This window comes from Vreelandella sp. H-I2 (assembly GCF_052959335.1).
The window spans coordinates 68806-87747 of record NZ_JBRAMC010000001.1 but is presented as its reverse complement, the minus strand read 5'-3'; the positions used below and the strand labels follow the sequence as shown (position 1 = coordinate 87747).

Below are 18942 nucleotides of genomic sequence, written 5' to 3'. Positions count from 1 at the left end.
TAACCGTATGACAACCGCCCGGCCTTGGCCGGGCGGTTGTCGTTTTAGCCTTGGGATGCCTCAGGCTATCGGTGTTCGCGCAACTTTCCGTTACACTAGGCGGCTTTATTCTGGCTCTTAGCTGGTGGTGATACTGTGCTTTTTCGAGGTGCCTCTTGATCGACGCGTTAAATGCCTGGTGGGCCCAACAGCTTGTGCTGTGTGATTGGGCATTTACTCCTCATCCGCTGGCGGTCGATGCAGGCGCAGCGGAACAACGCTTGCTGCAACTGGGGATTACCAGCCGGGGTGAACTGGCCGAACAGCTGTTTCACGGGCTAGGGGCACCCCCAGGCCATGCCGATCGGCTGCTAGGCGCTCTTGAATGGGCTGCTTTGGCCGGTGCTGCGGGTTGGTTAGGGGCCGATCAGGCACGGTGTTGGGCGCACCATGTAACCCGAAGAATCACCAGTGATTATAGCGATTTGCGTGCGTGGCTGGCGGATTTGCGGCGTGCCTTGGGCATCCGCGGCTGGGAAATTGGCGCCGACGATCGCTTTATCGATGCCTGCCAGGCGTTGGCGACTCTCGAAACCGATGGCGAAGGCATTACATGGGAAACACTCGGCAATACCCTAGCGAAGCTTCCTGCCCCCGCCCCGCTATGGCCCCAGCAGCCCCAGGCGCAAAGTTGGCGGCTATGCGCATTGTTTCGGCCGATTATTGTCTATCCTGCCCGCCAGGCTGACTGGCCAGAGGCCATAGAATGGCTGGCCCACGTATGGGATGTTCGTGATCGTGATGCACTGCTCGGCGTAATGCTCTGGTTAGGCGCTCAGGGGGAGCGCCAGCGTTGGGATATCGAAGCCCGCGAGCTATTGAACATGGACAATGCCCAGCGTATGGAATGGCAGCGCAGTGTGGTGAATGAGTCGCCCTATGCACCGGTGTTAACTAAGTTCGTTACCCAGGGCGAGCCGCTAGAATGGGCGGCCTGGGACTGGTTGCGGCTTGTTGAGCTCGCTTGGGCGGGTGCCTGCTGTGGCTGGCTCAGTCAGGAAGAAGCTGATGACTTGGCAGGGCACGCTGCTGATTTGATGAGTCGCCGCTACCATGACTGGTACGCTGTCCTTAACGCCTACGAACGGGGGCAGAGCCTGTTTGACGGTATCGATCGGCGGGGTAAAACACCCAGTGAGCGGCATCAACTACTGCTGCATAGTGCACATAGCCCCTGGATGTGTCCGCCAGGTGAGCTATTAGATAACGCCACACGTAAGGCTTCTCAAACGCGCATTCGTCAATGGCGTAATACGTCTCACCACTGGTTGTTGGCACTGGCCAGCGTACGCGAGCCAGATGCGATGCTACGCCAGATAGACCCGCTGGCTACCCTGCCTGAAGAACAACGTGCCGACGCGGCGCTCTACTTACAGGAGTCGCTGGGGTTACATGCGGACGAGGGGGCCAGTGCACTGGCACGCTACTGGCTACCTGCGCAGGCACATCACCTTAATCAATTGGCAGCTGATGCGGTACACGGTGTTTTGCCACCCTCGCAAAGCTGGTTTGGCCAGCCGACCCCGGAAGAGCTTAAGCAGCGCAATGCCATTAAGGGTGTAAGCCGGCATGCGGCGACGATCCATATGGCTGAAAAATTTGCCTTCTATCTGCATATGTCGCTGGACAGCGGGCTACTGGATCGGGCACCGCTATTGGAGTACGCCAGCGCGCTGCGTAGCTGCCTATGTCGTTTTTACCCCAATGCAAAGCGCCTGCTTGACGCATGGTTTGCATGGGAAAGTTGTTTACCAGAGCCAGAACACACGTCGCTCATCAATGAAATTATTTGGCACATTGAGGACCCTGGCAGCCTGTTTCACTGGCTGGATTGGCGTCACGACGCTTGGTGTGAGCCTGGTCACCGGCCCACATTGAGCCACTTCACCGCCATGTCACTGGTAGGGCCGCTGAACAGTGCCGTATGGAGTGAACCTCAACCTGAGAGTGCACGGGAGTGCGCCGAGATCCGCGAGTGGGTCGATAGCCACTACCACTTGAGCAATGCCGAGGATATGCAGGAGTTTTTGACCTATATGCTCGAGTCGGGGGATCGCCAGGAGTATCAGATTAATTACGCTCCCTATACGCTTAACAAGGAGCGATTAGGCGCCGAGATCGCTATCCTCGAGTCCGGCGACTGCGCTGAAGACGAACGCCATCATTTGCTTCGCTTACGCCGGGTACGTGATAACGAGGATGGCTGTAATGAAGTAGATATGGCGGCCTGGGATATCGCCCAGTTGGTCGATCTGGCAATTGCAGCACGGCAGCTTGGCTGGCTGGATAGCGTTGCCTTCGCGAAGGTGCTGGATAGCGCTTACCAGTTAGCCGCTGACCACTATGCCGGGTGGCAGGAGTATGCCATGGGGATGTACGCAGGCTTCTCGTTTTTTATGGGCGAAACCCCTGGGAGAGAAAGCTTTTTAGCGGGTTTCCGTCAGGCGCTGGTGGCGTGGGTATGTGGCGCACCTGTCTTGGCTGGGCCGTGGGCTAGCCTGGATTTTCCCGGCAATAAACCACGCCACTTTGCGCCGCTACATATTGATACATTGCCGGGCGATCAACGCACCTTACATTGAGGCTCGCCAAACATAGGATAACTAGCTTATAGTCGTGATTAGAAAAAATAATTTTGTCGTACCGCCCTCTTATCAATGTCTCGAGGTTAATCGCATGGTTGCGTTGCCACGCCCCGCTGTGACCGCTGTCCGTGTTGTAAGTGTTTGTTGTTTAATTGCATTGGTCGCTGGCTGCGCAGGCTCTACCCGAGAGAGCAATATGCAAGCCCCCGAGAATTACTTCTCGATGACATTGCCGGGCATGGGGGCTAACCCGCAAATGTCCCCAATGGATCCCATCAATGCGCAACTGCGCAGCATGCAAGTGCCACCACCAACAGTGGTTCGAGAGGCGCTGCTGACACAGCATCAACGCTGGGCAGGGACGCCTTACCGGATTGGCGGCACGTCAGAAAGAGGGATTGATTGCTCGGCCCTGGTTCGCAATGTTTATCGTGATACGTTTAATTTAGAGCTTCCGCGCTCCACCCGTGGCCAAGTACACGAGGGACGCTCGATCGACCGCCAAGAGTTGCAGGCGGGCGATCTGGTGTTCTTCCGCCCGCCGGGTCGTTATAACCACGTAGGCATCTACATGGGCGATGGCTATTTTCTTCACGCCTCGACCTCAAAAGGGGTCATTATCTCTCGCTTAGATAACAGTTACTGGCAGCGTTACTACTGGCAGGCGCGTCGTGCCCTGGAGCCAACCCATTTAGCCCAGCTAAGCAGGCGTGTTTTCTAGCCGCACTACCTGGCCTTACGAAAGATAGGAATGGCATGATCGAAGCCAAAACGCGCGCTTGGTGGCGCGCCACCTTGGCGCTTTGCCTTGGCTCTTTTCTTGTTTTTATTAATTTGTATGCACCGCAGCCGCTGTTGCCAGGGTTAAAGGAGACCTACGATGTTTCAACCCTGGGCGTCAGCCTGCTCATGTCAGTGTCAACGCTCTCCTTAGCCATGGCGCTACTGGTATTCGGCCCACTCTCGGATGCCATCGGTCGTGAAGGCATAATGCGAATTACCTTGCTGATGGCAGGCGGCTGTTCCATTGCCTTGGCATTCGCGCCCACTTTTGAAAGCTTACTGCTGCTGCGCCTTCTGCAGGGCTTCGTGCTGGGCGGGCTGCCAGCAGTAGCTATCGCCTGGATGGGCGATGAGTTTGATAAACCTGCCTTGTTAAGTGCTGTGGGCCTCTATATTGGCGCGAATTCTCTCGGCGGTATTAGCGGGCGAATCGTGGGCGGTGCCGCCGCTGAAGTGGGCGGCCCCACGGCGGCCTTCTTGTCGGTAGGGTTAATAACGCTGATTGGCTGCGTGGTGTTTTGGCAACTGTTGCCCACTAGCCGTGCCTTTGCTCCCCAGCGCTTCGAGCTGCGTAAAGCTGTAGGGGACCTGCTCGGTCATATACGCAGCCCAGTCCTACTCGCGGCCTACTGTTTGGGTGGCATCAACTTTCTGATTTTTATCAACCAGTACAGCTATATCACTTTCCGCCTAGTAGATGCGCCGTATCAACTGGCCGCGAGTGGCTTAGGGCTGATTTTCTTGACCTACTTAGGCGGCACCTTCGGTTCAATGATTTCCGGGCGTTTGGCGGGGCGGTTTTCTCCCGCTGCGTGCATGATGATAGGGGTGATGATTTTAATGCTGGGCACGGCCATCACGCTATTTGATTCTCTCGTGCTGATTATCGTCGGCTTAAGCGTCAATGCGTTCGGCTTTTTCCTGGCGCATTCATTAGCCTCCAGTTGGGTGGGGCGGTATGCCCAGGGCGCCCGGGGCAGCGCGTCGGCGCTCTATCTGGTGTTTTATTACGTGGGCGCCAGTTTAGGCGGCTTTTGGCTGGAGCCGTTCTGGCGCTGGGCCGGCTGGCCGGGTGTGAGCATTGGATCATGGTTGCTGCTTAGCATGACGCTAATGATTGCCTTCGGGCTGTGGCGTTTTGAGCGTCGCCAAGCGGTTAGCTAGACGCGCTTCAGCTGACCCTCGCGTAAGTGGTAGCGCTGTGGGCAGAGGCGTTCCAGCAGAGCGGTGTCGTGGCTAATCACCAGCACGCCCAACTGGCGCTGTTCCGCCTCTCGTTTTAACGCCTGCCAAAGCTCAACCTGAGTAATCGGGTCGAGCATTGTCGAGATTTCATCAGCGACCAGAAAGCGCACCCCGGGTACTAGCGCTCTCATTACGCACACTCGTTGTAGCTCTCCCCCGGAGAGTGAATGGGGGAAGCGCGAAAGCCAATGGGTGTGCACGCCAAACGCTTCGCACTGGGCGTCAGAAGGCGTCCATCCTTCACGCAGTATCTTACCGACTCGCCAGCGTGGGTTCACCGCCAGTTCCGGTGATTGCGGCAGCCACTGTACCGGCTGCACGCCGTTTTTTGGCAGCGCTGCGCCATCCAGAGTGATATCGCCCACTTGCGGTGTTAAATAACCTGCCAGCAGTTTGCCCAGCGTCGATTTGCCCGCGCCGGAGTCGCCACTTAACCCCAGCCACTGACCTGCAGCAAGCGTTAGCGAAACGTCCTGGAGTAGCGGTACCTTGGGTGCAAAGTGAAAATTCAGCTGGCGCGCTTCAAGCAACGGTGGACTCCTGTTCAGTCTGTTGAACTTGGCTATCCGCGTGGGTCGAAAAGTTATTGTCCGGCAGCGCTAACCACAATGCCTGAGAATAAGTACTGCTTAGCGAGCTGCCTTGGCCTTGAAAGGCAGAAGCTGATGCGGTCTCGACTGGCTTGCCGTTACGCATAATGGTAACGCGATCAGCAATTGGCAGGGCGTGGCGCAAGTCGTGGGTAATTAATATCACAGTTTTGCCTTGGTCAGTGAGTCCGCGCAGCGCATCCAAAACACGCTGGCGCTGGTGCGGGTCAAGGCCCACAGTGGGTTCGTCGGCAATCACTAGCTGGGCCTGGCTCACATGCGCCATGGCCGTTAATACACGACGGGCCATGCCGCCGGAAAGCTCATGGGCATAAGCTTGCTGGGCACGTCCGTGTAGCTGATAGTGATCGAGGGACTGCTGAGACGCTTGCCACGCGTGCGCTGATGAGTGGCCAGCGCGCTGGGCTGCCCAGGCCACTTGGCGCTGGGTACGCACCAATGGGTCCAGGGCGCTGAGTGCCTGGGGAATAAGCGCCAGTTCCCGGCCACGAAGCCGACGATGAAGTGACTCATCCAGCAGCGTGTCCTGATAGTAAAGCTGTCCCGTTAGACGGGCATGCGCGGGCAATAGGCCCATCATCGCGTAAGCCAATAAGCTTTTACCCGCCCCTGAGGCGCCGACCAGGGCGTGAACTTCGCCCGTGGCAAACGCCAGTGAAACGTCATCCAGGCAGGTGGCCCATTCACGCTTCCACCAGGAAGCATACAAGGGTAGCTGTAGCGATAGCTGGTCAATCGTGAACACGGTCTGCCTCCCATCAATGGTTTGCTTAATAGCGTTAAAGCGCACGGCGCAGGTGGCTGGAAAGGCGCTCGAACATCAGCACCATGAGTAACAGACCTAAACCCGGAAATACTCCTAACCACCAGTACCCGCCGTTCAAGTAGCGCATTGCCTCGGCCAGCAGTACGCCAATAGCCGGTTGGCTGGGGCTTAAGCCGAAGCCCAGAAAGGTCAAGGCGGCTTCGTGCAAAATGGCGTGGGGGAACAGCAGCAGGGCACCCACCAGACAGTGAGGAAGCAGATGGGGAAGTAGGTGGCCGTGGAGCAAAAACCAGCGCGACTTGCCGAGCGCTCGCGAAATGCGTACATAGGGGGCTTGCCGCAACTGCCACAGTTCGGCGCGCAGCACTCGGGCAAGGCTTGGCCAGTGGGTCACCGCCACGGCAATGATCACTGCCTGGGTGCCACCGCCCAGCGCAAAGGCGATCAGCATCAATAGAATCAGATGTGGGACACTCAGCAGCGTATCAATCAGTAGGCTCACCAGCGCATCCAGCCGTGCCGAGAGCGTGGCTAGCGCCGCCAAGCTCAGCGCAATCAAAGTGCTCAGCAGCGCGGCCAGGCAGCCCACCCAAAAACTGAGGGCCAACCCGGCCAGGGTGCGCGCCCATAGTTCCCGGCCTAGAGCATCGGTGCCCAGCCAGTGTTCAAGGCTCGGCGGGGCCAAGCGAGCGTCAAACTGCATCCGTTGAGCGGTATCGGCCAACAGCCACTGGCTGGCGATAAGCGCTACGATAAACACAGCGGTGATGCTCAGGCTGAGCATTGCGCGTAGGCGCGGCTGGGCAGCGGTCATGAACCACCTGTCGTAAGGCGTGGGTCGATAACACCATACAGCGTATCGGCAAGTAGGTTGCCGATGCTGACAAACAGGGCGGTAAACAGGGCAATCCCCAGCAGCAGCGGAATATCACTGCGCAGGCCCGCGGCCACGGTGGCTTGCCCCAAGCCAGGGTAGGCAAATACTTGCTCGATCAGAATAGAGCCGCCGAAAAGCTCCCCCAGTGTTGCGAACGCTAGCGTTACCGCCGGTAAACTGGCGTGACGGAGGCCGTGCCGCCAGGCGACATCGAATCGGCTGGCGCCTTGGGCGAAGGCGTGGATCGCAATGTCTGAGCGCATGAGAGCAAGCATTCGGGTGCGGGTGTGCAGGGTAATGTTGGCGATCCCCAGCAGCGCCAGTGTGGTGACCGGTAGCACTAAGTGATGCAGTCGTGTGGCGAGGGTGACATCTTGATCCAACACACCGGCCGGGCCAGCGCAGCAGGTAGGTGCCCACCCCAGCGTGACTGAAAACAGCAGCACGGCGAGCATGGCCAGCCAAAAGGCAGGCGTGGAAGCGGTTAAATAAGCGTAGGTGCTGATCACGTTATCCAGCGGCGAGCCTTCTTTTGCACCCGCCATGACGCCCAGTGCAAACCCCAACAGTGCCGAGACGAGCCACGCGCCTGCCAGCAGCACAATGGAGCGTTGAAAACGCTGGCCGATCACCTCGCTAACCGGCTGGTTATACACATGGCTCCAGCCCAGGTCACCGCTCGCCAATTGACGCAGCCAGTGGCTAAATTGTACGGCGGGAGGCGCATCAAATCCCCAGCGCTCGGCAATCAGCGTGCGCTGCTCGGGGCTGACCTGAGCCACCTGTGGGCCTAAATAGGCATCCACCGGATCAATGGGTGAGACCATCATGAGCCCAAACGACACCAGCGCGACGCACAGCAGTACCAGCACCAGGCGGCCTAGGCGCTTAGCAATGCTCGGTATCAATCGCATGTCCAGCGCCACTCAAGCAGATTGGCCGTGATGGGCCAGCCATGGCCGTGGGGTGCTACGCCCAGCTCGCCTACATCCAGGCAAGTGTCGGCAAAATAGACATGCTCCAGATTGACCAGCCAGGCCCAGCTAGCGTCTCCTCGCAAGCCGTAACCGGTGGTGCCGTCCCACTGAGCGGCCTGCCAGTGGCGGTTGGCCTGTTCGGTATTAGGCGCTGCCTGGGCGGCATCCAGGTGGGCGTCCACCTCGGGGTTGGCGTAAAAGCCGCTATTGTAGTAACCGTTGCCGGCGTGCTGGCTGTGGAAAAGGTAGTAAACCTCTTGAGAACTGTGGCTACCAAAGCCAAATAGAATAGCGTCTTGGTGTAAGGCATGACGCTGGATGTCATCCCAGTGGCGGCCCGTTGGCTGCATCTCGATGCCCAGTGGGCGAACCATCTCGGCGCTCACTTCGGTGAGCAGTTGCCGGGTGGTATCGCTTGAGGGGTAGGTAAGCCGAAAGCGAGCGGGCAGGCCCTCCTTATAGCGCAGGCCATCGTCGTGCAACTCCCAGCCAGCGGTATCGAGTATATCCTTCGCTTGGGCAAGATCAGGTGCATCTACGCGCTCTTCATCACTACTCCAAGGAAGCCCGTCGGCCGGGCCAAAGGCTGGGCGACCAAAACCGTGCAGGGCCACGTCAACCAGCATATCGCGATCGACGGCTAAATTGATCGCCTGACGGATGGCGGGATCTGCCGTGACATCGTTACCAATCTGCGCGCCAGAGGCCGCATGCTCGCCATTACTCGGCTGTATGGGAAAAAGAATGCCGCGGTTATCGACGCTCTGCATGATTACGCGCTGCATGTGTGCCGGCACATTGGCCGCCAATGCTGGTGGAATGGCGGCAATATCTGCCTGACCGGCATGAGCTGCACTCAGCGTGGCGTCTTCGCCGGTAAACAGAAATACCAGGCGGTCAAAAGCGGGGGAAGGGCCATAGAAATATGGGTTGCGTTCAACAATTAACTGCTCGCCTTCCTGCCACTCGACCAACTGGTAGGGCCCAGAACCCAGGGGGTGGCGACCATAGGCATCGTTATAGCCGTTTTTACGCTTGGCATGGGGCACGATGCCAAGGGTCAGTAACTGATCAATAAAAGTAATGCGCGGGGAGTGGAGGCGAAGCGTGACAGTCTTTTCATCTACAGCTGCTGCTTCAGCAAGTGCACTAAGATCTGCACGACCACCCGCCTGCGCCGCTGTATTGAACGTGTAAGCCACATCAGCCGCGGTCAGTGAGGTTCCATCGGAAAAGCGTGCGTCGTCGCGCAGGGCCAATGTCCAGGTGAGGCGATCTTCAGAAAGTGACCACTCAGTGGCCAGCTCTGGTTGTGGTGAAAGATCGTTGTCTCGTGAGAGTAATGTCGATTGAAACAGCGGATTGCCGTACTGCCCCCAGCCCAACAGCGGATCAAAGCCCTGTTCGGGTTCGCCGCCAATCGCCAAAATTAGCTGTTCTTTTGCCTGTGCGTTGCTAGCGATGAGTAGACAACTACTGGCTAAGCAACTTAGCGCAATACCCAGTAAGATAGGCCGAGTTGGCACAGCCATCGCTTGATCCTTTATGCTACGAGTATGATGTTTTTAGAATAACATCATACTGGCGGTACAGGCAGCACATGAAGGTTAATCAGCGCATGAAGGTTAAACAGAACAGGAAAGTTAATCAGCACAGGAGGTTGAATGCAGCGCATAACGGTGACGCTTGATGAAGAGCTATTGGCAGACGTCGATGCGTTGATGAAAGAGCGTGGCTATCAAAACCGCTCAGAGGCGATTCGCGACTTGACCCGCAGTGGTTTAAAGCAAGTGAGAGAAGAAGTTGCACCGGAGGCGCCTTGCATGGGGGCGCTGGTATATGTCTACGATCATGCCGCTCGCGAGCTATCCAAGCGCTTAACGCGTCACTCACATGATCATCATGACCTCACGCTTTCGACCTTGCATGTGCATATTAACGCCGATAGCTGCCTGGAAGTGGCGTTGCTTAAAGGGCAGGGGAACGCGCTCAAACAGTTTGCCGCTGAAGTTACGTCGTCGCGAAGCGTTCGTCATGGGCAGCTAGTGCTGATACCCGATGAGTAAGGGCGTTACCGTTAGGGCATAAAACGGTAACGCATAAAAAGGTAACCCGTAGGTCACCTTTTCTGGTTGGTAGCGAGAGCCTCTTAGTGCTCAACGCCGCCTTCGCCGTGTACATGGCCGTGCTCGACTTCTTCAGCACTCGCTTCACGTACTTCAGCGATCTCAACATCAAAGTTGAGCTTCTGGCCTGCGAGCGGGTGATTGCCGTCAACAACGACGGTATCGCCTTCGACTTTCTTCACGGTAACCATCAGCGGGCCACCTTGAGTCTGGGCTTGGAACTGCATGCCCGGCTCAATGCTTTCAACGCCTTGGAACGCATCGCGCGGTACTTCTTGCATTAGCTGCTCTTGCAGCTCGCCATAACCTTCTTCCGGCGAAACGCTAACGTTCAACTTTTCACCAGCTGCATGGCCTTCCAGCTCTTTCTCAAGGCCCGGGATAATATTACCGGCACCATGGAGATAGGTTAGCGGCTCACGGCCTTCAGAACTGTCCAGCACTTCACCTTCATCGTTAGTCAAGGTGTAGTGGAACGCGACAACCGAGTTTTGCGCAATTTGCATGGAATAACCTTTCGGTGAGTGCATGTCCCAATATGGTAACGCGTGTTTGCCGACTTGTCAGGGGGTAGCGGCGCTTTTTCCTATCCACCACCTTTGACGGTGTTGCGCACCAGGATGACCAGAGATACCCTACGTCCATCATTTTTTCCCTTTGCCCTATCCTCCATGGGAGCTCGTTATGACAGTATTGATTATTTGGCTTATCGCGTTTTGCCTGATTGCTTACTTTGTTTATCAGCGCTGGAATAGTGGGGTCAGTCAGGGGTTGGATAAGCTATTGCCCAGCTTCCTAAAAAGCCATGGTAATAACCGCTACTTATGGGTGATAACGCTCGCCATATTGGGGGCGACCACATTGGTTCAGCCGGTAGATATGCTACTGGTGGTTTTACTGCTGGGCTTAATTGGCTGGGGCGTCATGGCATTGGTCAGCTGGGCAGGCAACAAGACTCACCGCTAAATTAATGTTTATTAAAAAGCCCGGTCATTTATAAAATGACCGGGCTTTTTTGCATTAAGGCGCTAACAAACAGCTAATTAATACGGCGCTACGCTCATGCTGGCGCCGTTACCAATCAAGCGTACTCGCTGACCGGCCTGGAACTGTCGGTCTGCACGCTGAACAACGACCACATCGGTGCCGTCATCACGACGTATTTCCATTTCTAGTGCATCGACGCGGTTAGCGGCATCTTCCGTTGCTGTGCCTGCCACCGCACCACCCAGGGCGCCTGCAACCGTGGCTAGCTGACGGCCTGAGCCGCCACCCACTTGGCTACCTAAAAGACCACCGATAACGGCGCCGCCGCCACTGCCCAACAGGCCACCAGCACGGCTTTCAGCTTGAATCTGTACCGGACGAATCGCCACGATAGTGCCGTAAGTAACGCTTTGGCCCGTCTTTGCTTGGCTGCCGCGATAGACATCACCCGAGTAGCCCGAGGTGTTAGCACACCCAGCCAGCGTGAGAATGCTTAAGGCTACAGCCGGTAGAAGAAGACGTTTCATTAAAACCTCCAGGGCATTTATTGGTTTACTGTCGTTCCCATCACGGCCATCCGCATGGCAGTCAGTGGAACGGTAGCAGTTATAGAACGGTGTTCGTTAAAGATAACTGATGTTAACATTTTTGACCAGCAAACGTCTGAAAAGATCAAAGCTGTCAAAATAAATAGCTAGGAATAGCTTAACCGAGAGTGTAACAGCGTATTAAGAAAACAGTGTGCAAATATATGAGGCAAGCAAAACAGGAGGCCGAGAGGCCTCCTGTTGCAGAGTTGGTTAGGTGTGTTAGGCCCTATAAGGCCTAGCCATTAGCCAAACTGGTTCATGGTGTTATCTTTGCCACCAGCCTTGAGCGCGGCGTCACCGTGGAAAAACTCTTTATGGTCATCACCGATATTGGAGCCCGCCATATCCTGGTGGCGTACCGTGGCGATTCCCTGGCGAATTTCCTGGCGCTGTACGCCTTTTACATAAGCCAGCATTCCTTCGTCGCCGAAGTAGCCTTTCGCCAGGTTGTCGGTAGACAGGGCGGCAGTATGGTAGGTCGGCAGGGTGATTAAGTGGTGGAAAATGCCCGCTTCGCGAGAAGAGTCGCGCTGGAAATTGCGCGTCCATTCGTCAGCCAACTGGCCAAGTTCGGTGTCGTCGTATTCGGCACTCATTAGCTTGTCACGCTGGTAAGCCGAGACATCTTTACCCTCTTCCTGCCACGCATCGAACACCTGCTGACGGAAGTTCAGCGTCCAGTTGAACGACGGTGAGTTGTTATAAACCAGTTTGGCATCCGGTACGACATCGCGAATTCGGTTAACCATACTGGCGATTTGGCCAACGTGGGGCTTTTCGGTTTCGATCCACAGCAGGTCTGCGCCGTTTTGCAGGCTGGTGATGCAGTCAAGAATCACGCGGTCTTCGCCAGTGCCTGGTTTGAACTGGTATAAGCCTGACGCGAGGCGCTTGGGTTTAACCAGTTTGCCGTTCTGCTTGATGACCACGTCACCGTTATTGATATCGGCGGCGTTTTCAATCACATCGCCATCCAGGAAGCTGTTGTACTGATCGCCCAGATCGCCTGGCTCATTGGTGACGGCAATTTTTTGCGTCAAACCAGCACCGAGCGAGTCGGTACGCGCCACGATAACGCCATCTTCAATGCCGAGTTCCAGAAAGGCATAACGTACGGCGTTGATTTTGGCCAGGAAGTCCTCATGGGGTACGGTGACTTTACCGTCCTGATGTCCACACTGCTTCTCGTCAGAAACCTGGTTTTCCAGCTGGATGCAGCAGGCACCCGCTTGGATAAACTTCTTGGCCAGCAAGTAAGTGGCTTCTGCGTTACCAAAGCCTGCGTCAATATCAGCAATAATCGGCACGATATGGGTTTCATAGTTATCGATTTTGCTGATCAGTTCCTGCTCTTTGCCGCTATCGCCAGCCTCTTTGGCGTCATCGAGAGCACGAAACAGATGGTTAAGCTCCCATGCGTCGGCTTGCTTTAAGAAGGTGTAGAGCTCTTCGATCAGGTTGGCGACAGAGGTTTTTTCGTGCATTGATTGATCAGGCAGCGGGCCGAACTCAGAGCGAAGCGCAGCGACCATCCAGCCAGAAAGATAAAGGTAGCTACGTTTAGTGGTGCCAAAATGCTTTTTAATCGAAATAAGCTTCTGCTGACCAATAAAGCCATGCCAGCAACCCAGCGACTGAGTGTACTGTGCGGTATCAGCATCGTAAGCAGCCATGTCTTCGCGCATTACCTTGGCGGTGTAGCGAGCAATGTCCAAGCCGGTGTGAAAGCGGTTTTGAGCGCGCATACGGGCGGCGTATTCAGGTTTAATAGCTTCCCATTTGCCAGCTTGTGCTTCGCGCAGTTGCGCCATGGCTTTGATATCTTCGAGCAGTCCTGACATGAGCTTACCCTCTTTGGTCTGGAGTGAGTTTCGCAAATCAGCACTTGCTTATGCTGCACCTGCGAAGCTGTGTTTAGCATCATTGAATTCTGTGGCTGTGTCTCTAGCCTTATCGTCTCTTAACCAATCGTCTTGGCGCCCAGACACAGCATGACTAGAGATACCTGCTACAGCGTTGCGGGCTAGGTATATCGACCCAATCGCCTTAACGCTGCAATGCAATAACTATCCACGAGGATGGCGCATTCAACAATTGACACTTCGGGTCACAGGGGGTTGTAACCCGACTACAGCGAGGGGAGAAATCGGTGGGTTTGTGTAGTGGTTTTTCGTCAGAGGGGGTTATAAGAGGGGCATAAAAAAGCACTGCCGGGGCAGTGCTATGTCGTTTTAAGAGCAGTCGGATCGGAACAGCTCTCTGCGGGGGCGCTGTGAACCCTTCCATGGGCGCTACTTTCGCCATCCATGGCGAAAGACCCCCGCTTCAAGCTAATTCCGATCCTGCTTTTAGTTAACTTGCAATGGAGTAAGCGAAAGTGTCATTTCTCGGTGAGGGATGCCCGCATCCAAAAACTCATCGCCGTGGGCAACAAAGCCCAGCCGCTCATAAAACGCCAGCGCTTGCACCTGCGCGCTGAGGGCCACCTTGGAATGGCCCGCATGGCGGGCCGCCTCAATGGCGGCTTGCATAAGCAGTACGCCAATGCCAGTGCCACGGGCGTTAGCAAGCACCGCGACACGGCCAATATGTGCATCGGGCAGCAGGCGCGCGGTGCCCACTGGCTGCCCATCAAGCATGGCCAGAAAGTGCAGACACTCGGGGTCCAGCCCGTCCCACTCCTCTTCCTGTGGCACGTTCTGCTCATCGATAAACACCTTTCGGCGGATCTCGCTGGCCGCCGGGCCGAGTGTCTCCCAGTCACCAACACTTATGTGGGTAATCGCCATTAATACGCCTCGTCGTCATCACCTTCATCGCCCATAAAGCCTAAGCTGCCGGTATTGACTAACTGTGTAATAAGCGCCGCTGCACCATCAAGTTCCAGCTCGTCGGCGTAGAGCGGGGCGGTGTCGGCGAGGCGTTGAGCTAGTTCAGGCGAGCAGGCGTGGCCATCACCATCGACGAATAGGGTGGTGCCGCTGGCGTTGCTACGCCAGGCAAAGCGTGAGCCAGGCATATGATAGAGCGGTTCGCCCTCTTGTAGTTGAGCAACAAGCGCCGTTTCGGTTAGCGGCGTTTCAAGTGGTACCACTTGATCGACATATTTAGGCTGGGTCATTACCCGGCCAAACCACTGGGCGATTTGGGTTGGGTTATCAAGCGTCGACATAATTAGCTGACGCATACGCTCAACGGCGGCGTCATCCAGCTCGCCGGTATGCTGAGCAGGCGCCATACCTGCATCACTGTAACGCTTTGAGGCAGGAAGTTGCTCGCCCAAGTAGTCCGCGTAAGAGGTAATAGCTTCGTCGGCGGAAGGTGCGCGGAAACCAACCGAGATGGTCATGCAATCATCGCTCTGGCTAACGCCGTGATGCGCCCAGCCGGGGGGAAGATAAAGCATGTCGCCGGGGTCAAGCACCCAGTCGGAGTCAGGCTCGACAGTGAATTCTTTCAGAATACGTAGATCAATGCCTGAGATAATCGGTGCATCTTCCGTCAGTTTGCCCCCCAATTGCCAGCGGCGGTGACCGCTGGCTTGGAGTAAAAAGACATCGTATTGGTCGATATGTGCGCCCACATTACCACCGGGAGGTGCATAGCTGATCATTACGTCATCGAGCCGCCAGCGCGGAAGGAAATCAAACTCATCCATTAGCGCAGCCACCGAGGGGACATAATGGTCCACCGCCTGAACCAGTAAGCTCCAGTTGGTTTCTGGTAGCCGCTCGAAGGTGGCTTCATCGAAGGGGCCGTGGGAGACCTGCCAAGGGCCATCCGGGCCCTCTTCCTCTACCAAACGTGCCTCTACGCCAGGTTCGCAAGCGAGCCCCGCCAGCTCATCCGCCTCGATGGGGCTAATGAAATCCGGTATTGCGCCACGAATCAGCAGCGGCTTTTGCTGCCAGTAATTGGCCAGGAAGTCTGCAGCGGTGAGATCGCCCAGCAAGGTTAGCGGCTTATCGTGATGGTTCATGGCGTATCCTGGTGTCGTGGTCACAGCAATTGAAATTATAGAGCGTTTAGCTGTTGTGTGAGTGCTTCGGCTTGCGCTTGGGCATTACCAATATAGTTGGCCGGTGAGAGCGCCTTCAACTCGGTTTTGACTTCGCTGGGCAGTTCCAGTGTATCAATAAATGCAGCAAATCCCGCTTGGTCAATGCGCTTGCCACGGGTCAATTGCTTGAGTTTTTCATAGGGCTTTTCGATGCCGTAGCGGCGCATTACCGTTTGGATCGGCTCGGCAAGCACTTCCCAGCTATTATCCAGGTCAGCGTCTAAGTGCTCGGGGTTGGCTTCTAACTTGCTGATGCCTTTCAGGCTGGCGTGATAGGCAATCAAGCCATAAGCCAAGCCGACCCCTAAATTGCGCAGCACAGTGGAGTCGGTCAGGTCGCGCTGCCAGCGTGAGATAGGCAGTTTTTGGGCAAGATGGCTGAGAACCGCATTGGCCAGACCCAGGTTGCCTTCGGAATTTTCAAAATCGATCGGATTGACTTTATGCGGCATGGTGGAGGAGCCAATCTCGCCCTCAACCGTGCGCTGCTTAAAGTAGCCCAGCGAGATATAGCCCCATACGTCGCGATCAAAGTCGATCAGAATGGTGTTGAAACGGCAAATGGCATCGAACAGCTCGGCGATATAATCGTGGGGCTCAATCTGGGTGGTGTAGGGATTAAACGTAAGCCCCAAGCCTTCCACAAAGGTGCGCGCATTGGCTTCCCAGTCGATCTCTGGGTAAGTGGTCAGGTGGGCATTGTAGTTGCCCACGGCGCCATTGATTTTGCCGAGCACTTCCACCGCTTCAATTTGCTTGAGCTGTCGCTTGAGGCGATAGGCCACGTTGGCCATTTCCTTGCCCAAGGTCGTAGGGGTAGCCGTTTGACCGTGGGTGCGCGACAGCATCGGCTGGGCGGCATGGGCAATCGCCAGCTTGGCAATTTCGTCAGCCACTTCGTGCATGGTGGGCAGCATGGCGTTAAGGCCGTCGCTGAGCATCACGCCGTAGGAGAGGTTGTTGATATCTTCGCTGGTGCAGGCAAAGTGAATGAACTCGGTGACCGCATGCAGCTCGGCCTGATCGGCTATCTTCTCTTTTAAGAAGTACTCAACCGCTTTGACGTCGTGATTGGTGGTGCGCTCGATTTCTTTGATCCGCTCGGCATCGGTGACCGAAAACTCGCGGATTAACCGCTCAAGAAACGCCGTGGCTTCCGCGGAGAGGGGCGGCACTTCGGTAATTTGGCTGTGCTCGGCCAAACGCTGCAGCCAGCGAACTTCCACAATCACGCGGGCGCGAATCAGGCCGAATTCACTGAAATGTTCGCGCAGGGCGGCGGCTTTAGATGCGTAGCGGCCGTCAACGGGAGAAAGAGCGGTCAAAGCAGAGAGTTGCATGGCATGGTTTCCAGATAGTTCGAGAGCAGATGGTTCAAAATAGATTGTTCAAAACAGACTGTTCAACATAAGGCTAGCCCAGAACATGTCGGTCAAGATGAGGCGAGAGAGAACGGGCGCATCTAGCTGAGGCTATCGAGCGCACGGCGCAGCGCTTTGCGCTGGAACACCAGCTTCCAGCGACGCCCGCCTTGCTGGTGCCACAATAACCCAAAGCGAATACCCGCCATTAAACAGGCTCGCACGCGCTCGGGCATCATGCGGCTTTGCAGCAGCGATGGGTCGCCTTGTACCACGATTCGGGTTTTAAAAGTGGAGATCGTCTCTTGATACGCCTCTCCTAGGCTAGCAATCACATTTTCATGGGTGGTGCCGAAGTGCTCGGCCTGGCCTTGAATACGGGTTAGCTGTTGCCCGAGCGAATCCATCATGTCGCTATTAGTACGTAGCTTATTCATCAGCAGGAGTAGCGAAAAACCGTAGCGAAGTACGACGGGGTTCGCCTGCTTACGTCCCACCAGCGCTTCTAAAGTATCCAGACCGCGGCGTAAATTATTGGGATGCCCACCATAGATAGCTTCAAAGCTTTCGGGGTTGGTATCCACCGTGGCTTCAATCAGTGTTTCCCAGGCGCGCGGGTCGACCTGACCCGTGCGGGCGAGTTCGTCAACCAGGCTGGCGGCTTGAAAGACACCTGCCAGGGCTAGCGCCTGGCGGGCTGCTGGCGAGTCGGGGGCGCGATGAATCGGGGTCGTCGGATTCATGCAGCAGCCTCCGCGGCTTTTTTCCAAGTGGCGCGAATCACGCCGCCGCCTAAACAAATGTCGCCATCGTAAAGTACCAACGATTGACCGGGGGTAACGGCCCACTGGGGATCGTCAAACGTGACCTCAACGCCGCCGTCGGGCAGGACCCGCATCTCACAGCTGCAGTCGCTTTGCCGGTAGCGTGTCTTGGCAGTGAAGCGGCCTTGTTGAGCCGGCGGCTCGCCAGCCACCCAATCCATCGCCTCAGTCGCCAACGTATCTGAATAGAGCAGTTGATCATGCTTACCCTGCACGGCGATGAGCACATTGCGATCAAGATCCTTCGCTGCCACGTACCAGGGTTCTTCCGAGTAGTTGGCGAGCCCACCAATGCCTAGCCCCTGGCGCTGGCCCAGGGTGTAGTACATCAGCCCCATATGATCGCCAATCACATCTCCTTCAGGTGTTTCGATTTTGCCGGGCTGGGCGGGCAGGTACTGCTGCAGGAAGTCGCGAAAGCGCCGTTCGCCGATAAAACAGATGCCGGTGGAATCTTTTTTCTTGGCGGTAATTAGCTCGTACTGTTCGGCTAGCGCGCGCACAGCAGGCTTTTCCAGTTCACCCACGGGGAACAGCGTGCGGGCAATGGCGGCTTCCGGCACCGCATGCAGGAAATAGCTTTGATCTTTGTTGCCATCCAGCCCTTTAAGCAGACGTGGGCGAACATCGTCATCGCCCTGGCTAACCTGCCCTTGACGAACGTAATGCCCGGTCGCGATTTTATCGGCGCCCAGCATTTCAGCGTACTCAAGGAAGACCTTGAACTTGATTTCCCGGTTACACAGGATGTCCGGGTTGGGCGTGCGTCCTGCCTTGTATTCGGCTAAAAAGTGCTCGAAAACGTTATCCCAGTACTCTGCCGCGAAATTGGCGGTGTGCAGCTTGATGCCCAGTTTGGCGCAAACGGCCTCGGCGTCGGCGAGATCCTCTTTGGCCGTACAGTATTCGGTGCCGTCGTCTTCATCCCAGTTCTTCATAAACAGGCCTTCCACCTCATAGCCTTGTTGCATGAGGAGAAGAGCAGAAACGGATGAGTCGACGCCGCCGGACATACCGACAATCACTTTGCCGTTAGTGCTGGGCACAGTAGTGGATGGCATAGGCATCCTCAGTAGAAGTAATGTGCAAAAAAACGCTGTGCAAAAAAGCA

The 18942-nt window shown here is 56.1% G+C and carries 18 protein-coding genes; 5 read left to right on the top strand and 13 right to left on the bottom strand.

Annotated elements, in window-relative coordinates; translation table 11 throughout:
• Positions 1-155: 155 nt before the first annotated feature.
• From ACUVOF_RS00415 to ACUVOF_RS00405, 3 genes are all read left to right on the top strand, one after another.
• Positions 156-2621 carry a DUF1266 domain-containing protein gene (locus tag ACUVOF_RS00415; RefSeq protein ID WP_447042484.1) on the top strand — a complete coding sequence of 822 codons (2466 nt, stop codon included), beginning with the start codon at positions 156-158 and terminating at the stop codon, positions 2619-2621.
• Between the two features lie 199 nt (positions 2622-2820).
• Entirely contained in the window at positions 2821-3345 is a 525-nt protein-coding gene (locus ACUVOF_RS00410; RefSeq protein WP_447042483.1) for a C40 family peptidase, read from the top strand.
• A 35-nt stretch (positions 3346-3380) separates the two neighbouring features.
• Positions 3381-4571 carry an MFS transporter gene (locus tag ACUVOF_RS00405; RefSeq protein ID WP_447042482.1) on the top strand — a complete coding sequence of 397 codons (1191 nt, stop codon included), beginning with the start codon at positions 3381-3383 and terminating at the stop codon, positions 4569-4571.
• On the opposite strand, the gene ACUVOF_RS00400 is transcribed toward ACUVOF_RS00405, so the two are convergent.
• Genes ACUVOF_RS00400 through ACUVOF_RS00380 form a run of 5 tightly spaced genes read right to left on the bottom strand, consistent with a single transcriptional unit; the run spans position 4568 to position 9415 of the window.
• Complete coding sequence (locus ACUVOF_RS00400; RefSeq protein ID WP_447042481.1) at positions 4568-5182, bottom strand: ABC transporter ATP-binding protein; 615 nt, start codon at positions 5180-5182, stop codon at positions 4568-4570. The two genes, ACUVOF_RS00405 and ACUVOF_RS00400, sit on opposite strands and share 4 nt — an antisense overlap.
• Complete coding sequence (locus ACUVOF_RS00395) at positions 5175-6008, bottom strand: ATP-binding cassette domain-containing protein (protein ID WP_447042480.1); 834 nt, start codon at positions 6006-6008, stop codon at positions 5175-5177. Before ACUVOF_RS00395 ends, ACUVOF_RS00400 begins: the two co-directional genes overlap by 8 nt.
• Positions 6009-6042: 34 nt before the next feature.
• Positions 6043-6843: an ABC transporter permease gene (locus ACUVOF_RS00390; RefSeq protein ID WP_447042479.1), complete on the bottom strand. Its 801-nt coding sequence runs from the start codon at positions 6841-6843 to the stop codon at positions 6043-6045.
• The gene (locus ACUVOF_RS00385) at positions 6840-7820 is read right to left on the bottom strand and encodes an ABC transporter permease (protein ID WP_447042478.1); all 981 of its coding nucleotides are present in this window, start codon (positions 7818-7820) and stop codon (positions 6840-6842) included. The genes ACUVOF_RS00390 and ACUVOF_RS00385 overlap by 4 nt, the downstream gene beginning before the upstream one ends.
• Positions 7811-9415, bottom strand: coding sequence for an ABC transporter substrate-binding protein (locus ACUVOF_RS00380; RefSeq protein ID WP_447042477.1), 1605 nt, complete (start codon positions 9413-9415; stop codon positions 7811-7813). Before ACUVOF_RS00380 ends, ACUVOF_RS00385 begins: the two co-directional genes overlap by 10 nt.
• Positions 9416-9547: 132 nt before the next feature.
• On the opposite strand from ACUVOF_RS00380, the gene nikR reads away from it, so the two are divergent.
• Positions 9548-9949 (top strand): nickel-responsive transcriptional regulator NikR, encoded by a 402-nt coding sequence (gene nikR, locus ACUVOF_RS00375; RefSeq protein WP_447042476.1) that lies wholly within the window; start codon positions 9548-9550, stop codon positions 9947-9949.
• 83 nt (positions 9950-10032) lie between these two features.
• Here nikR and ACUVOF_RS00370 read toward each other — a convergent pair whose 3' ends face one another.
• Positions 10033-10515, bottom strand: coding sequence for an FKBP-type peptidyl-prolyl cis-trans isomerase (locus ACUVOF_RS00370; protein WP_447042475.1), 483 nt, complete (start codon positions 10513-10515; stop codon positions 10033-10035).
• Between the two features lie 178 nt (positions 10516-10693).
• Here ACUVOF_RS00370 and ACUVOF_RS00365 point away from each other — a divergent pair, with 178 nt between their 5' ends.
• Complete coding sequence (locus ACUVOF_RS00365; RefSeq protein ID WP_447042474.1) at positions 10694-10975, top strand: hypothetical protein; 282 nt, start codon at positions 10694-10696, stop codon at positions 10973-10975.
• A gap of 77 nt (positions 10976-11052) precedes the next feature.
• Here the strand turns inward: ACUVOF_RS00365 and ACUVOF_RS00360 are convergent, their stop codons facing one another.
• The 7 genes from ACUVOF_RS00360 to mnmA form a co-directional block, all read right to left on the bottom strand.
• Entirely contained in the window at positions 11053-11523 is a 471-nt protein-coding gene (locus ACUVOF_RS00360; protein ID WP_113270397.1) for an outer membrane lipoprotein, read from the bottom strand.
• A gap of 305 nt (positions 11524-11828) precedes the next feature.
• Positions 11829-13427: an isocitrate lyase gene (locus ACUVOF_RS00355; protein ID WP_447042473.1), complete on the bottom strand. Its 1599-nt coding sequence runs from the start codon at positions 13425-13427 to the stop codon at positions 11829-11831.
• A gap of 507 nt (positions 13428-13934) precedes the next feature.
• Positions 13935-14375, bottom strand: coding sequence for a GNAT family N-acetyltransferase (locus ACUVOF_RS00350; RefSeq protein ID WP_447042472.1), 441 nt, complete (start codon positions 14373-14375; stop codon positions 13935-13937).
• Positions 14375-15565 (bottom strand): JmjC domain-containing protein, encoded by a 1191-nt coding sequence (locus ACUVOF_RS00345; protein WP_447042471.1) that lies wholly within the window; start codon positions 15563-15565, stop codon positions 14375-14377. Before ACUVOF_RS00345 ends, ACUVOF_RS00350 begins: the two co-directional genes overlap by 1 nt.
• A gap of 35 nt (positions 15566-15600) precedes the next feature.
• Positions 15601-16986: an adenylosuccinate lyase gene (gene purB, locus ACUVOF_RS00340; RefSeq protein WP_447042470.1), complete on the bottom strand. Its 1386-nt coding sequence runs from the start codon at positions 16984-16986 to the stop codon at positions 15601-15603.
• A gap of 122 nt (positions 16987-17108) precedes the next feature.
• On the bottom strand, positions 17109-17750 hold the full coding sequence (gene hflD / locus ACUVOF_RS00335; protein ID WP_447042469.1) for a high frequency lysogenization protein HflD: 642 nt from the start codon (positions 17748-17750) through the stop codon (positions 17109-17111).
• Entirely contained in the window at positions 17747-18892 is a 1146-nt protein-coding gene (gene mnmA, locus ACUVOF_RS00330) for a tRNA 2-thiouridine(34) synthase MnmA (RefSeq protein ID WP_447042468.1), read from the bottom strand. Before mnmA ends, hflD begins: the two co-directional genes overlap by 4 nt.
• Positions 18893-18942 lie beyond the last annotated feature (50 nt).

Excerpts from the sequence above, each read along its gene's own strand:
- ACUVOF_RS00365 (WP_447042474.1), top strand. The coding sequence starts at position 10,694 with ATGACAGTATTGATTATTTGGCTTATCGCGTTTTGCCTGATTGCTTAC.
- ACUVOF_RS00350 (WP_447042472.1), bottom strand. The coding sequence starts at position 14,375 with ATGGCGATTACCCACATAAGTGTTGGTGACTGGGAGACACTCGGCCCG.
- ACUVOF_RS00410 (WP_447042483.1), top strand. The coding sequence starts at position 2,821 with ATGCAAGCCCCCGAGAATTACTTCTCGATGACATTGCCGGGCATGGGG.
- nikR (WP_447042476.1), top strand. The coding sequence starts at position 9,548 with ATGCAGCGCATAACGGTGACGCTTGATGAAGAGCTATTGGCAGACGTC.
- ACUVOF_RS00355 (WP_447042473.1), bottom strand. The coding sequence starts at position 13,427 with ATGTCAGGACTGCTCGAAGATATCAAAGCCATGGCGCAACTGCGCGAA.
- hflD (WP_447042469.1), bottom strand. The coding sequence starts at position 17,750 with ATGAATCCGACGACCCCGATTCATCGCGCCCCCGACTCGCCAGCAGCC.
- ACUVOF_RS00370 (WP_447042475.1), bottom strand. The coding sequence starts at position 10,515 with ATGCAAATTGCGCAAAACTCGGTTGTCGCGTTCCACTACACCTTGACT.
- ACUVOF_RS00380 (WP_447042477.1), bottom strand. The coding sequence starts at position 9,415 with ATGGCTGTGCCAACTCGGCCTATCTTACTGGGTATTGCGCTAAGTTGC.
- purB (WP_447042470.1), bottom strand. The coding sequence starts at position 16,986 with ATGCAACTCTCTGCTTTGACCGCTCTTTCTCCCGTTGACGGCCGCTAC.
- ACUVOF_RS00390 (WP_447042479.1), bottom strand. The coding sequence starts at position 6,843 with ATGACCGCTGCCCAGCCGCGCCTACGCGCAATGCTCAGCCTGAGCATC.
- ACUVOF_RS00385 (WP_447042478.1), bottom strand. The coding sequence starts at position 7,820 with ATGCGATTGATACCGAGCATTGCTAAGCGCCTAGGCCGCCTGGTGCTG.
- ACUVOF_RS00345 (WP_447042471.1), bottom strand. The coding sequence starts at position 15,565 with ATGAACCATCACGATAAGCCGCTAACCTTGCTGGGCGATCTCACCGCT.
- mnmA (WP_447042468.1), bottom strand. The coding sequence starts at position 18,892 with ATGCCATCCACTACTGTGCCCAGCACTAACGGCAAAGTGATTGTCGGT.
- ACUVOF_RS00360 (WP_113270397.1), bottom strand. The coding sequence starts at position 11,523 with ATGAAACGTCTTCTTCTACCGGCTGTAGCCTTAAGCATTCTCACGCTG.
- ACUVOF_RS00405 (WP_447042482.1), top strand. The coding sequence starts at position 3,381 with ATGATCGAAGCCAAAACGCGCGCTTGGTGGCGCGCCACCTTGGCGCTT.